Genomic DNA, 14,084 nt, shown 5'->3' with positions numbered 1-14,084 from the left:
ATTGTCGGAGTGGGTCGTGCGTGCCTCCACGAGCGGGAAGTCGAACTAGCCAACCAAGCCTCAGGCTCCAGGCGGGAAGCTAACCAGCCGCGCAACACAGTGGTGCAGTACCGCCGCGTATGGCGCGGCTTTGCCCCGCGCGGCTGAAAACGCGACAATGCAGGGGTTTCCCCACCGCGCGCCCACCCTGACGGCGGCAGGGAAAAGCGACACGGTTGCACGTGGCCCGGCGCTGGCGCCGGCCTTCCCCTGAGCACTGCTACAGAGTCCAAGTCCCCCATGTCCAAGATCCTCTACACGCTGACCGACGAAGCCCCGTTCCTGGCCACCCAGTCGCTGCTGCCGATCGTCGATGCCTACACCGCCACTGCCGGCATCGTGGTCGAAACCCGTGACATCTCGCTGTCCGGTCGCATCCTGTCGCAGTTCCCGGAACTGCTGTCCGATGCACAGAAGGTCAGTGACGACCTGGCCGAACTGGGCCAGCTGGCGACCACCCCGGACGCCAACATCATCAAGCTGCCGAACATTTCGGCGTCGGTGCCGCAGCTGAAGGCGGCCATCAAGGAACTGCAGGACCAGGGCTATCCGCTGCCGGACTACCCGGAAACCCCGGCCGACGACCAGCAGCGCGACTACAAGGCGCGCTATGACAAGGTCAAGGGCAGCGCGGTGAACCCGGTGCTGCGAGAAGGCAACTCCGACCGCCGCGCACCGCTGTCGGTGAAGAACTACGCGCGCAAGCATCCGCACCGCATGGGCGCCTGGGCCGCCGATTCGAAGTCGCACGTCGCGCACATGGCTGCCGGTGACTTCTACGGCAGCGAGAAGTCGGCCACCCTGGCCAACGCCGGTTCGCTGAAGATCACCTTCCACGGCAAGGACGGCAGCGCCGTCGTGCTGAAGGAAAAGACCGCGGTCAAGGCCGGCGAGATCGTCGATGCCGCGGTGATGAGCCGCAAGGCGCTGGCCGCGTTCATCGGCGAGCAGATCGCCGATGCCAAGGCCCAGGGCGTGCTGTTCTCGCTGCACCTGAAGGCGACCATGATGAAGGTCTCCGACCCGATCATGTTCGGCGTGGCGGTCAACGAGTTCTACAAGGACGTGTTGGCCAAGCACGCCGACGTGCTGAAGCAGGCCGGTTTCGATGCCAACAACGGCATCGGTGACCTGGCCGCGCGCCTGCCGTCGCTGCCGGAAGCCACCCGTGCCGCGATCGAAGCCGACCTGGCCGCCGAGTACGCACAGCGTCCGGGCGTGGCCATGGTCAACTCGGACAAGGGCATCACCAACCTGCACGTGCCGAGCGACGTGATCGTCGACGCCTCGATGCCGGCGATGATCCGCGACTCCGGCAAGATGTGGAATGCCGAAGGCAAGCTGCAGGACACCAAGGCGCTCATTCCGGACCGCTGCTACGCCGGCGTGTACCAGGCCGTCATCGACGACTGCAAGGCGCACGGTGCCTTCGACCCGGCCACCATGGGCTCGGTGCCGAACGTCGGCCTGATGGCACAGAAGGCCGAAGAGTACGGCTCGCACGACAAGACCTTCCAGATCGCCGCCGATGGCGTGGTCAAGGTCACCGACGACGCCGGCAACGTGGTGTTCGAGCACGCCGTGGAAGCCGGTGACATCTGGCGCATGTGCCAGACCAAGGATGCGCCGATCCAGGACTGGGTGAAGCTGGCCGTCGAACGTGCTCGCCTGAGCAGCACCCCGGCCGTGTTCTGGCTGGACGCTGCCCGTGCCCACGATGCGCAGGTCATCGCCAAGGTCGAAACCTATCTGAAGAACCACGACACCGCCGGCCTGGACATCCGCATCCTGCCGCCGGTGGAAGCCACCGCGTTCTCGCTGGACCGCATCCGCAAGGGTGAGGACACCATCTCGGTGACCGGCAACGTGCTGCGCGACTACCTGACCGACCTGTTCCCTATCATGGAGCTGGGCACCAGCGCCAAGATGCTGTCGATCGTGCCGCTGATGGCCGGTGGCGGCCTGTTCGAGACCGGCGCCGGCGGCTCGGCCCCGAAGCACGTACAGCAGTTCGTCGAAGAGGACTACCTGCGCTGGGATTCGCTGGGTGAATTCCTGGCGCTGGCCGCGTCGCTGGAACACCTGGGCAACCGTTACGACAACGCCGCCGCCCGCGTGCTGGCCAAGGCCCTGGACGAGGCCAACGGCCAGTTCCTGGACAACGACAAGTCGCCGTCGCGCAAGCTGGGTGGCATCGACAATCGCGGCAGCCACTTCTACATCGCGCTGTACTGGGCCCAGGCCCTGGCCGCGCAGAATGAAGATGCCGCGCTGAAGGCACGCTTCGCCCCGCTGGCCAAGGCGCTGACCGACAACGAGCAGAAGATCGTCGACGAGCTGATCGCCGTGCAGGGCAAGGCCGTGGATATCGGCGGCTACTACCGCCCGGACGTGGCCAAGGCCAGCAAGGCGATGCGCCCGAGCGCGACCTTCAATGCCGCACTGGAGCAGCTGCGCGGCTGATCCATCGCCGTCCCGTTGCGACCCCGGAACCCGCGCTTCGGCGCGGGTTTCTTTTTGCGTGGCCGGCCGCGTCCGATCTTCGGCCAGAACCGTGAAATCCGTCGGCTGTCGTAACGCCGTCAAGAGGGCATGAAACTTGCCCACGATGGTTGTCGCAGAACGGAACGGGCTGCGTTCGCGATCACTTCCAATCTGAGCAATCGATCACGACGGTCGCCGCAGGCGATGCCCTAGCCTTGGCGACGCGAGGCCACCGGGGAGGTGGTCGCACGGGGAACACCGATGGCACGCGTGCTGGTAGTGGGAACCGATATCCAGGGCGAGCAGGCCCTGCTGCAACGGCTGCGCCTGGCCTCTGCACTGCCCGATGGGCAGGTGCGGCGCAGCCAGGACCTGGACGACTGCGACCTGCTGGTCATCCGTGATACCCCGGCGCTGCGCAATGCGGCCCAGCGCATGCGCCAGCAACGCCCGCGACTGCACTGCTGGATCGAGGACCTGGGAGGCCAGCTGCGTGATGGCGATGGCCATCAGGACGTACTGGATGACGGTGCCATCGCCCGCGCCTTGCGCGGCATGCAGGTGGCAGGGGAGCCCCTGGCCATGCACGCACCCGCTCCGATCCGCTTGGCCGATGGTGCGCACGCCATCACCCGACTGCTGCGCGAACGGCTGCCGCTGCGCCAGGGCCAGGCACTGTTGAGTGATGCGGGCGAGCCGTTGCTGCTGATGGATCTGGAGCATGACCAGGCGGTGCTGCTGCAGGAGCCTTCCGCCGCACTGGTAGAGCGCCTGGCCGACGCCTTCGAGCGACTGCAGCTGGATGCGCTGACACCGGCACGACTGCAGGCGTTGGCCGGCGACCGTGCACGCCAGCCACTGCGGCCGTTGCTGTGGCAGTGGGCGCAGCGCAGTCGTCACTGGCAGGCGCTGGACGAGCGCCTGCGCGGTGCTTCGGTGAAGCTGCTGCGCTGGCCCGATTTCCGCGTGCTGGGCCACGATCACGATGGCTTCCGCCTGTGCTCGCTGCTGCTCAAGCGGGCCTGCACCGTGGACGAGTGCGCGATGCTGCTGGAACTGCCGGCGGCGGCGGTGCGCGACTTCATCCATGCCGCCTATCTGTGTGGCTATGCGCAGCTGCAGGCTGCACCGACGTCGTCGGTAGCGACGGCGCGCAGCGTGGGTGCCGATCACGGCCTGCTCGCCCGCCTGTGGCGGCACCTGCGCGGGAGCGAGCGCAATGCGTGAGCACAAGGTGGTGGTGCTGGGCGGGATGGGCAGTGGCAAGTCGACCCTGGTGCGCAGCATCGCGGCCGGCGCGGTGATCGATACGGATGTGGCCAACAGTGATCGCCTTGGCGCCGACAAGGCCTCCACCACCGTCGCGCTGGACTACGCCGACATCGACCTGCCCAACGGCGAACGGCTGCGCCTGTACGGCACCCCGGGCCAGCAGCGCTTCGACTTCCTGTGGCCGATCCTGCTGCAGGGTGCGCGCGGTGCGGTGTTGCTGCTGGATGCGCGTCGCGCCGGCATGGCCGCCGAGCTGCAGGACTACCTGCAGGTGCTGCGGCCGTTTGCACCGGCGCTGGCCCTGGTGGTGGCGGTCACCCATCTCGACCAGGCGCCCCATGCCGCGCTGGACGACTGGGCCACGCGCGCCTGCCTCGACGACCAGCCACTGCCGCTGCTGGCGGTCGATGCCCGCAACCGCGAGCAGGGACTGCTGCTGATGGATGTGTTGATGGGCGAAATGGAAGCGCATGCACTGGTGGCCGCGCATGGCTGACGGGCAGGTGGCGGTCCTGCCCGATGCCGGTCAGCGCGAGCGCCTGCAGCCCCTGCTGCACGACCTGCAGCAGCGGGTCGAAGGTGTGCGCACGGTCGTGCTGGCCAGCGTGGATGGTTTCGCGCTGGTCAGCGCCGGTGCTGACGGTCGCGGCGAACGGTTGGCGGCGATGACCAGCGCGATGCTGGCGCTGGCCGCGGCGGTGGGGCGCGAGCTGGTGCTGGGCGATCTGCAGACGCTGATGCTGGAAGCCGCGGGGGGCAAGGTGCTGATGCTGGCGATCCAGGCCGAAGGGCGCGCGCCGCTGCTGCTGATGGCAGCCTGCGACCAGCGCAGCGTGATCGGCCAGGTGCTGTGGCAGAGCAGGGAATGTGGCCAGGCGATCCTGGCCGAACTCAGCGGATCGTGAGCCCGGTCGCAGGGGAACAAGGGGCTCGAACCAACACTGACAAGGGGATACGACGTGGCTGGATTGACTGAATCGTTGAACGCACTGATGGGCATCGATGGCGCACAGGCGGTGGCGCTGGTCGACTATGAAAGCGGCATGCTGCTGGGCGAAGCCGGTGCCGGCATGGACATGGAAGTGGCCGCGGCCGGCAACACCGAAGTGATCCGTGCCAAGATGAAGACTGCCGCGTCGCTGAACCTCAACGACACCATCGAGGACATCCTGATCTCGCTGGGCAAGGCGTACCACATCATGCGTCCGGTGGCGAAGAAGAAGGGGCTGTTCTTCTACATCGTGCTGGACCGCACCAAGTCCAACCTGGCCCTGGCGCGGCGCAAGGTGCAGGACGTGGAGGCCGAACTGGCGATCTGAGCCGGTAGTGCCGGCCGCTGGCCGGCATCTGCATGGATCCACCGGCGGTCCAGGGGCTGCCGGCCAGCGGCCGGCACTACCTGCGCGCTCGACGGCGCCACACACGCCAGCGTATGGTGAAGCCGGTCCTCTCCGGTGAGCCCTGCATGTCCGAGCCTGACATCGCCGCCGAGCTGGCGTCGCGCATCGCGGGCGCCATCCGTGATGGTTTCGAGCAGTATCACGCCCGCTTCGCGGCGATCACCGCGCGTGCGCGGCAGCGCTTCGAGCAGCGCGACTGGGCCGGCGCCCGCCAGGATGCCGTCGAGCGCATCGCCCTGTACGACCTGTGCATCGCCGAGCAGATGGATGCCCTGCGTCGCCTCGCCGGTGAGGCGATCGGCGCGCGCGCGCTGTGGCTGCAGGTGCACGCGCGCTACAGCGCCCTGCTGCAGGAGCTGATCGATGCCGAGCTGTACAAGACCTTCTACAACACCTTGTCGCGGCGCCTGTTCGCCACCCGTGGCGTGGACCCGGCGCTGGAGTTCATCGCCTTCGACGTTGAACCTTCCGATGCCATCACCCATCCGGTCGCACGGCATACCTATGCGGTCTCGCCCACGCGGCCGGTGGAGGCGCTGCAGCGGGTGCTGGCCGACTACCGCTTCGACATTCCCTATGCCCACCAGTTGCGCTGCGCGGCGGCGATCGCAGTGCGCCTGCAGGACGATCTGGCCCATTGGGGTGACACGCCGGTACGCAGCATCGAGCTGCTCGACACCGTGTTCTATCGCGAGCGCCGCGCCTATCTGGTCGGCCGCGTGTTCGGCGAGCATCGCTTCTCGCCGTGCGTGATCGCCCTGGTCAACGATGAGCGCGGGCTGCGCGCCGATGCCGTGCTGACCCGGCGCCGCGATGTCGCCCACCTGTTCGGCGTGTCGCGCAGCTACTTCCAGGCCGACCTTGCCACGGTGGGGGATGCGGTGGTGTTCCTGCGCAGCCTGTTGCCGGGCAAGCCGATCGACGAGATCTACACCGTGCTGGGCCGCGCCAAGCAGGGCAAGACCGAGCGCTACCGCACCTTCTTCCGCCACTTCAACGAGCATCCGCAGGAGCGGCTGGTGCCTGCCGAAGGCACGCCGGGCATGGTCATGGCGGTGTTCACCCTGCCCAGCTATCCGCTGGTGTTCAAGCTGATCCGCGACCGCTTTGCCTGGCCCAAGGCAATGTCGCGGCAGCAGGTGGAAGAGAAGTACGCGCTGGTGTTCAACCTTGACCGTGTCGGCCGTCTGCTTGACGCACAGCCGTATCGCCATCTGCGCTTCCCGCGTGACCGCTTCGCGCCGGCGCTGCTGGACGAGCTGCTGCAGCAGTGCGCGCAGAGCGTTCGCGTCGATGGCGACCAGGTGGAAGTCGCGCTGTGCTATGTGCAGCGTCGCTTCCGCCCGTTGAACCTGTACCTGCGCGAGCAGGGCGGAGAGGCGGTGCGCGCGGCGGTGCTCGACTATGCGCAGGCCATCACCGACATGGCGCGCAACAACATTTTTCCCGGTGACATGCTGCCGAAGAATTTCGGTGTGTCGCGCCATGGCCGCGCCGTGTTCTACGACTATGACGAACTGTGCCTGGTCAGCGACTGCGTGTTCCGCGCCTGGCCGCAGCCGCGCAGCCCGGAAGAGGCGATGGCCGATGAGCCGTGGTTCCATGTAGGCCCACGCGATGTCTTCCCTGAGCGCTTCGGCCCGTTCATGGGGCTGCCGGCCGCTGAACTGGCCGCGGTGCGCGAGCATTTCCGGCACCTGTTCGATCCGCAGTGGTGGCAGCAGCTGCAGGAGCGGTTCGCGCGTGGTGACTACCCCGACACCCCGCCGTACGCGGGCGCCCACCGGCTGGCGTGAACGGGCTGCCGTGGCGGCGCCGACTGGGGTACGCTCGGTATTCATCACCAAGGACCCGGCAATGATGCGTTCCCCCCTGTTTCTCGCCCTCGCGCTGGCCGTAGGCTGCGGCGCCCCCTTGCTGGCCGGCGATGCCAGTGCACAGACCGCACGCGCCGTGCGCGCCACGGCGGAAATGAGCATGGTGCTTTCCGGCCATATCGAGATCACTGCCGATGGTTCGGTCAGCACGCTGGTACTGGACCAGAAGTCGATGCTGTCTCCGAGCATCGCATCCTTCGTCGAGGGCACCATTGCAGGTTGGCGCTTCGAGCCGACGCTGCGTGATGGCAAGGCGGTGGCGACGCGTGCTCCGCTGCACGTGCGCCTGCGCGGCAAGTCGATGGCAGATGGCGGTTACGAAGTCAGCATGACCAGCGTCAACTTCAGCGAATACGATCCGAAGGCGACCGACTCGGTGACTGACCGGCGCATGACGCCGCCGCGTTACCCGGAAGAGGTCTATCGGAACGGTGGCCAGGGCGAGGTGGTGCTGATGGTCAAGGTGGCCCGCGACGGTACGGTGGCCGATGTCGTTGCCGAGCAGGTCAACATGGCCGTGATCGGGCCCGAGCGAACCCTGGCCAAGATGCGCGACAGCCTGGCCAAGGCCAGCGTCAGCAGCGCCCGCAAATGGACCTTCACCCCGCCGACCACCGGCGAGGACAGCACCCGGGACAGCTGGACGGTACGCGTGCCGGTGAACTTCGCCCTGAACAATGATCGCAATGCCGGGCCGGAGCGTCTGGGGCGCTGGCGCGTCTTCATTCCGGGGCCGCGGCAGGCCGTGCCGTGGCGCAGGGCGGACCCGATCGAGCAGGCCGGTAGTGACCTGCTGCAGGAGGGCGGCGTCTACATGGTTGATGGCGCCCGGCGCGGCGTGCGCCTGCTGACCCCGCTGGAACAGGGCTGAGGGTGGTGGCGGGGCCGGCCGGGCCGGCTCCGCATCAGTCGGCGTAGGGGTAGACCACGACCCGGTTGCGGCCCTGTTCCTTGGCCATGTACAGCGCCTTGTCGGCCAGCCGCAACGCCTGCTCGGCATCGACATGGAAGCTCGGGAAATGGGCCACGCCCAGTGACACGGTGATGGTGCCCACCGGCTCGAACGGGTGGTCGGCGATATGCTGGCGCAGGCGTTCGCCGGCCTGGCGTGCCGGCTCGGCGTTGATGCCCGGCAACAGCAGCAGGAATTCCTCGCCGCCGGCGCGGCAGAGGATGTCGCTGTCGCGCGAATAGCGGCGCATCTGATCGGCGATATGGACGATGGCGGCGTCGCCGACGTCGTGGCCGTGGGCATCGTTGATCGATTTGAAGCGATCGATGTCCAGCGCCAGGATCGCGAACGGGATGCCCTGCACCTGCAGCGCATCCAGGGCCTGCTGCAGGCCACGACGATTGAGCAGGCCGGTCAGCGGGTCGGTGCGGCTGGCCCGGTTGAGCGTGCCGATCCGGTCCTGCAGTGCGTTGAAGCTGTGCAGCACCGCGTGTTTCAGCTGCGCGACCTCGAAGTACCACGCACGGATGCCGCTGACATGGTTGATCGCATTGCCGGTATCTTCGCCGCCCTGCACGTTGCGCGCCAGCTGCCACAGCGGCATCGAAATGCGGCGGGCGAACCACCAGGTGACCAGCAGCGACAGCAGGCCGAGCGGAATCGCGTTCCAGATCACTGCGGTCATCAACCGCGACAGCGGTTGCAGGGTGGCCTCGGTCGGACGCTGGGCGATGATGCCCCAGCCGGTCGCCGGTACCGGTGCATACCCGGCCAGCATCGACACGCCCAGGTTGTTGCGCACCTGCTGGGCGCCGCGCTCGCCACGCACCACCGCCTTCACCGCCGGATTGCCGACCACGTAGTCACCGACCCGCTTGCCATCGGCGTGATAGAGCAGGCGACCATGACGGTCGACCACGTACAGGTAGGACCCGTCGCGGTAGTAGTGCTTGCCCAGCAGCGTATGCAGTGCGCTGCGCTGGCGCAGGTACAGGGTCCCGCTGACGTAGCCGCGGTAGTGGCCCTGGCGGTTGAAGATCGGGTGCGACAGCGACACCAGCAGCTTGCCGGTGGCCGATTGGTACGGATCGCTGATCATCGGCTGGCGTGCCGCCAGTGCTGCGTTGTTGCCGACGCTGTGCAGCACCTCACCCTGCAGCTGCAGGGTCTGCGGCGAAGTGGCGATCACCAGGCCATCGGCGTCCACCACCAGCGAGGAGTTGAAGCTGTTGGTCTGCAGCTGCAGGCGGCTGGCCTCATCCTGCGCCCGCTGCGGATCCAGATCGTCCTGGCCGAGCCGGGTGGCCGCATAGGCCAGCTCCTGCTGTGCGGCCAGCAGGAAGTTCTGGGTGGTCTCGGCCAGCTTGGTGGCATAGACGCGATTGGCTTCCAGGGTGTTGCCGACCAGCTGGTCGCGCTGCACCCGGTAGCTGGCCAGCAGGGTATTGGCCAGCGCGATGATGGCGCTGAGCAGGGCCAGGGCGAGGATCAGCTTGCCCAGGTTGAGGCGGGGCGAAATCAGGCGCATGCGGGGCAAACGAGGGCAGAGGGCGCTCGGCGCGGTCAGGTACCGGCGGAGGCGGGGCTGCATTATCGCCACAAAAGGGCCGGGCGCGGGTGAAGCACGCGCCCGCCACGGGATTCACCGTTGCAGTCGCTGGCGCAGGATCTGCCGTATCTGCGCGGCGCCGTCGGCGTGCAGCGGGGCCAGCACGCCACGCGCATGCGCAGGAATTTGTGCGCTGGTCGCCGTATCGGCGTCGAACACGTAGTGATCGAACATCGCGCGCCAGTGCGCGCGCTGGGGTTCGGGAAGGTCGCGCACCGCCAGGATCGCCAGCATCAGTGCGTTCATCGGCGAATCCATCCAGGCCGGCACCGGGCGCCACCAGCTGTTGATCAGCACGTTGAACGCGTCCAGTCCTTCCATGTGGTGCCACCAGAGCGAAGGAATGAAGACGGCATCGCCCGGCGCCAGTTCTGCCACCTGCGCCTGCGCCAGCGCCTCGCGGAAGCGTGGGAAGCGCTCGAAATCCGGTGCGTGGAAGTCAACCAGGCTGATCGCCTGGCCGGCCGGGGTCAGATCCAACGGGCCGACGTAAAGATTGCGCACCTGGTCGGGGGCGAACAGGGTGACCCGGCGGCGCCCCGCAGCCACGCAGGCAAGATTGTCCGGTACATCCTGGTGGGCGGCGATGCGCGAGCGGTTGCCGATCCAGATGCTGGTCAGCGGGTCGGCCATGCCCAGATGCAGCGGATTCGCTTCGGCCAGGCCGGGCAGGAAGCTGTCCAGCGTGGTCGAGGCGACGTAGATCGACGGCGGCGACGGATCGTGCGCGTACTTCAGCAACGTGGCCAGCACGACTTTCAGCGGCACCTGTTCGCGGCGGAAGTTGAAGCCGCTCATGTCCTCGTTGTAGAACAACCGCCCCTGTGCTTCGGGCGCTGCGGTGGTGGCGGTCACCGGCATCCGGCCAGGATCGAAGGTGGCCAGATGAGCGACCGCAGCGGCATCGGACGTGCGTGCGGCGGCCACCAGCGGCCAATGCGAGACCAGCCCGCGGATCACCTTCGGCGTGGTCCAGCCCGGCAGCTGCTCGTGCAGCTGTGCCGGGTCCAGGCCATGTACTTCATCGATGGGGTAGGGCGGCGGCAGCATGCGCGGATATCCGGTGGGGTGTGTGGAGCCGGGCCTGCGCCCGGCTCCACGATACCGTGGCCGGTCAGAACTTGTAGCGTACGCCGAACATGTAGCGTGGCCCGGTCTGGGTGGCGTAGCGCAGCATGTTGGTATGGCGCGAGTACGTGCGCATGGTCTCGTCGGTGAGGTTGATCGCCTCCAGGCTCAGGGTCAGCTGTTCGCTCACCGCGTAGCTGATGTTCAGGTCGAGCTGGCCGTAGGCAGCGGTGTAGTTCGGATTGGGACCCTGGCCGCCGATGCCGTTGAGGAACTTGTCGCGCCAGTTGTACGCCGCACGGATCTGCCAGGCGTGCTTGTCATAGAAAGCGACAACGTTGGCCGAGTCGCTCAGGCCGATCATCGGGTACTGGTCACCCAGGCTCAGGTTGTTGAAGGTCAGCCCCGACTTCACCTTGGTGTAGTTGGCCGCGACGCCGAAGCCGGACTGGCCGAACAGGTGCTGTACCGCCACTTCCCAGCCATCGAGATGGTCCGAGTGCTGGTTGGCGGGCACGGTGACGTCGAAGCCGGCGATCGGATCTCCCGGCAGGCCGGTGATGGTGCCGGTCTTCTGCCCGGCCGAATTGGTGCCGGTGTAGGTCACGCCCGGATCGCCGGCATGGTTGGTGAAGATGTAGTCGCGGATGCAGGGCATGTCGGTGGTGCCGCAGCCGGAGGCCAGTGCCTCGTTCCAGTACGCACCTCCCACCGGGGTGTGCAGCGTGCCGGTGTTCTCGCGCACGATGGTGTCGCTGATGAAGTTCTTGATGTTCTTGCGGAAGAAGCCGACCGAGGCATAGCTGGCCTCGCCGTAGTACCACTCCAGCGACAGGTCGAAGTTGTCCGAGATCAGCGGCTCCAGCCCCGGGTTGCCACGACTGGCGGTGCCGCCCTGGGTGCGCACGATGTCGGCCAGCGACTGGCCGCTCTGAATCTGGGTCCAGCTGGGGCGGCCCAGCGTGCGGCTGTAGCTGCCGCGCAGCGCCAGCGATTCGCTCAGGTCCAGCTTCAGGTCGACGTTGGGCAGCATGTAGTCGTACTTGCCACGGCCACCGATGAAGCTGCTGTCGGCCGCGTAGACGATGTTCAGCTCGTTGGCCGAGCCCCAGCTGATGCCGGTGGGTACGCGCACCATCGCGTTGGATTCTACTTCGGTGCGCTCGTAGCGCACGCCGGCGGCCACGTGCAGCGGCATCGACCAGTCGAAGCTGGTGCGGTACTGCAGGTAGGCGCTGCGGGTCTTCTCGGTGGTGCGGATGTCCTCTGAATACTGGCTGGGCGCGTAGTAGCAGCTGGGGCAGGCCGGATCGGAGGCGCTGCCGACCTGTGCGGCGCGATCGATCAGGCGGTCGAAGTCGAAGACCAGGAACTGGCCGGTCAGGCGCGGATCGCTGTGGCCGGAGAACGCCTTGAAGTACTTGGCCATGTTGTCCGCATACCAGATGTCATCGGCGTAGTCGGACGGTGTTCCCAGGCCACCCCAGGTATTGCGCTGCATGATCGCCGACGCCGAACGGTTCTCCACCTGGGCGTGGCCAATGCCGAAGTCCAGCGCCGAGTAGTCGGCAAAGCGGAACGTACCGCGACCCTGGTACTGCTGCACTTTCGACTTGTTGTAGCTGTTCTGGAACACCGAACCGGTCACCAGCGCATCGGACGCCTGCACGCCGCCGGGCGGCAGCGCGATGTTGATGATCGGCAGGTCGCCGCTGTAGTCCACCGTGGTCTTGCCACGCACGAAGGCGGCCACGCCCAGCACGCCGGCCGAACCATACGGACTGTCCGGCTTCGATTCGGCGGTGGAGTTGTGGGCATCGAACGAGAGGTCCAGCGCGTCGTTCACTTCCCAGTCCACGTTGAAGCCCAGCGAGTGCATGCCGGTCCTGGTGGCCAGCTTGGCGCCGCCCATCGACACGTCCGAATTGGTCATGTCCTCGCTGTAGATGATCGGCGCGGCCACCGGCCCGTTGGTCCAGGTGCTGTCGCCCGGTCCGTAGTTGAACCACACGGACAGTTCACTGCGTTGCTGCTGCACCTTGTTCTCGACATAGGTGTAGTCCAGCGTGGTCGTCACGTTGTCGGCCGGCTTCCACTGGAACGTGGCCTGCGCATTGGTGCGCTGGCGCTGCACGCCGTTGACGTTGTACGCGGTGTTCTGCGGGCGTGCGTACACATCGTTCGGCCCGGGCCGGTTGGTGATGCGGTCGGCATAGCCCTGGCCCGGCTGCGGCAGCGCGCGCCAGTCGGTGGTGTTGTTGCCGTACAGCGTCGCCCAGCCTTCGGCCACCGTGGCCTGGTTGAAGCCCGAATCGCGTTCCTGATGGCTGGCACTGAGGGTCACGCCGAAGCGGTCATCGGCGTAGCGCTGGCTGAAGATGCCCGACAGTTCGCCGGTGATGTTCGAGCCCTGCAGCGTGCGCGGCAGGTTGTCGTTGGACGAATCATTGACCGCCTTCAGGCCCAGGCTGATCACCGGCTCCGACTCCAGCGGGCGCATCGTCCTGATGTTGATGGTGGCGCCGATACCGCCAGCCGGGTTGTCGGCACGGCTGGTCTTGTACACCTCCACCGCCGAAACCGATTCGGAGGCAAGGTTGGCGAAATCGAACGAGCGCGAGCCATTCAGGCCGCCACCACCGTTGCCAAGGTTGGAGGCGGGCATCTGGCGACCGTTCAACAACACCAGGTTGTAGTCCGGGCCGATGCCGCGCACGGTCACCTTGGAGCCTTCGCCGCTGGAGGTACGGTCGATCGACACGCCGCTGATGCGCTGCAGCGATTCGGCCAGGTTGGTATCCGGGAATTTGCCGATGTCCTCGGCGACGATGCCATCGACCACGCCCTGGCTGTCGCGCTTGAGGTTCATTGAAGACTGCAGGCTGCCGCGGATACCGGTGACCTGCACGGTATCCAGCGTGGCCGGATCGGCCGGGCCGGCGGCGGGTGCGTCCTGTGCCCAGGCCGGTGCAGCCAGCGCTGCCAGCAGCGCGGAAGTGAGCATCGTCTTGCGAGGTACTGCCCTGTACGTCTTCATGCAAGCTCCCTCCCCAGGGAATCCGGTTGTGTTGTTGCGTTGTTCTGATCGCGGTTACTGCACGTGGCCGGATTGGAGCGACGGTTGACAGCGTTGTCAACAAACTGCCATCAAGTGCGCCTGACCAGCGGCCGTGCAGGTCGGGATGTAACCGTTGCCAGGAAGCCGCTCGCATCTGCGAATTGCCTTTATTGAAGGCGTTTGCAGCGGTTTTTCAGGCATGACAGCGCTGCCAATCCGGATGCGGAAAAGCGTTGTGCGGTGCAGAACGAAACTGCGCGGATGACGGTGCGGGGGCGTGCCGGGAAGGCTGTGCGGCGTGTTGACAGCGCCGGACAATCCAGTT

At 66.8% G+C, this 14,084-nt stretch carries 10 protein-coding genes; 7 read left to right on the top strand and 3 right to left on the bottom strand.

The features are described from left to right. Positions 1-279: 279 nt before the first annotated feature. The 7 genes from VN11_RS19775 to VN11_RS19745 all read left to right on the top strand — a co-directional run bounded on the left by VN11_RS19775 (position 280) and on the right by VN11_RS19745 (position 7,943). Entirely contained in the window at positions 280-2,502 is a 2,223-nt protein-coding gene (locus VN11_RS19775) for an NADP-dependent isocitrate dehydrogenase (protein ID WP_053450977.1), read from the top strand. A gap of 282 nt (positions 2,503-2,784) precedes the next feature. Beyond that, a complete protein-coding gene (locus tag VN11_RS19770) occupies positions 2,785-3,750 on the top strand; it encodes a hypothetical protein (RefSeq protein WP_053450976.1) in 966 nt (321 codons plus the stop codon). After that, positions 3,743-4,291: a GTP-binding protein gene (locus tag VN11_RS19765; protein WP_053450975.1), complete on the top strand. Its 549-nt coding sequence runs from the start codon at positions 3,743-3,745 to the stop codon at positions 4,289-4,291. Before VN11_RS19770 ends, VN11_RS19765 begins: the two co-directional genes overlap by 8 nt. Beyond that, complete coding sequence (locus VN11_RS19760) at positions 4,284-4,700, top strand: roadblock/LC7 domain-containing protein (RefSeq protein WP_049456706.1); 417 nt, start codon at positions 4,284-4,286, stop codon at positions 4,698-4,700. Before VN11_RS19765 ends, VN11_RS19760 begins: the two co-directional genes overlap by 8 nt. Positions 4,701-4,754: 54 nt before the next feature. Further along, entirely contained in the window at positions 4,755-5,114 is a 360-nt protein-coding gene (locus tag VN11_RS19755) for a hypothetical protein (RefSeq protein WP_006473505.1), read from the top strand. Between the two features lie 146 nt (positions 5,115-5,260). After that, positions 5,261-6,991: a bifunctional isocitrate dehydrogenase kinase/phosphatase gene (gene aceK, locus VN11_RS19750; protein ID WP_053450974.1), complete on the top strand. Its 1,731-nt coding sequence runs from the start codon at positions 5,261-5,263 to the stop codon at positions 6,989-6,991. 61 nt (positions 6,992-7,052) lie between these two features. Continuing rightward, the gene (locus VN11_RS19745; protein WP_053450973.1) at positions 7,053-7,943 is read left to right on the top strand and encodes a TonB-dependent receptor; all 891 of its coding nucleotides are present in this window, start codon (positions 7,053-7,055) and stop codon (positions 7,941-7,943) included. 34 nt (positions 7,944-7,977) lie between these two features. Here the strand turns inward: VN11_RS19745 and VN11_RS19740 are convergent, their stop codons facing one another. The 3 genes from VN11_RS19740 to VN11_RS19730 all read right to left on the bottom strand — a co-directional run bounded on the left by VN11_RS19740 (position 7,978) and on the right by VN11_RS19730 (position 13,738). After that, positions 7,978-9,552: a sensor domain-containing diguanylate cyclase gene (locus VN11_RS19740; RefSeq protein ID WP_008265935.1), complete on the bottom strand. Its 1,575-nt coding sequence runs from the start codon at positions 9,550-9,552 to the stop codon at positions 7,978-7,980. A gap of 114 nt (positions 9,553-9,666) precedes the next feature. Beyond that, entirely contained in the window at positions 9,667-10,683 is a 1,017-nt protein-coding gene (locus VN11_RS19735) for a cupin-like domain-containing protein (protein WP_053450972.1), read from the bottom strand. A gap of 64 nt (positions 10,684-10,747) precedes the next feature. Next, positions 10,748-13,738: a TonB-dependent receptor gene (locus VN11_RS19730; protein WP_053450971.1), complete on the bottom strand. Its 2,991-nt coding sequence runs from the start codon at positions 13,736-13,738 to the stop codon at positions 10,748-10,750. Positions 13,739-14,084 lie beyond the last annotated feature (346 nt).

It is taken from the genome of Stenotrophomonas maltophilia (assembly GCF_001274595.1).
Lineage (GTDB): Bacteria > Pseudomonadota > Gammaproteobacteria > Xanthomonadales > Xanthomonadaceae > Stenotrophomonas > Stenotrophomonas forensis.
Note: the sequence above shows the minus strand (reverse complement) of the source record. Positions and strands in the feature narration are given on the sequence as shown.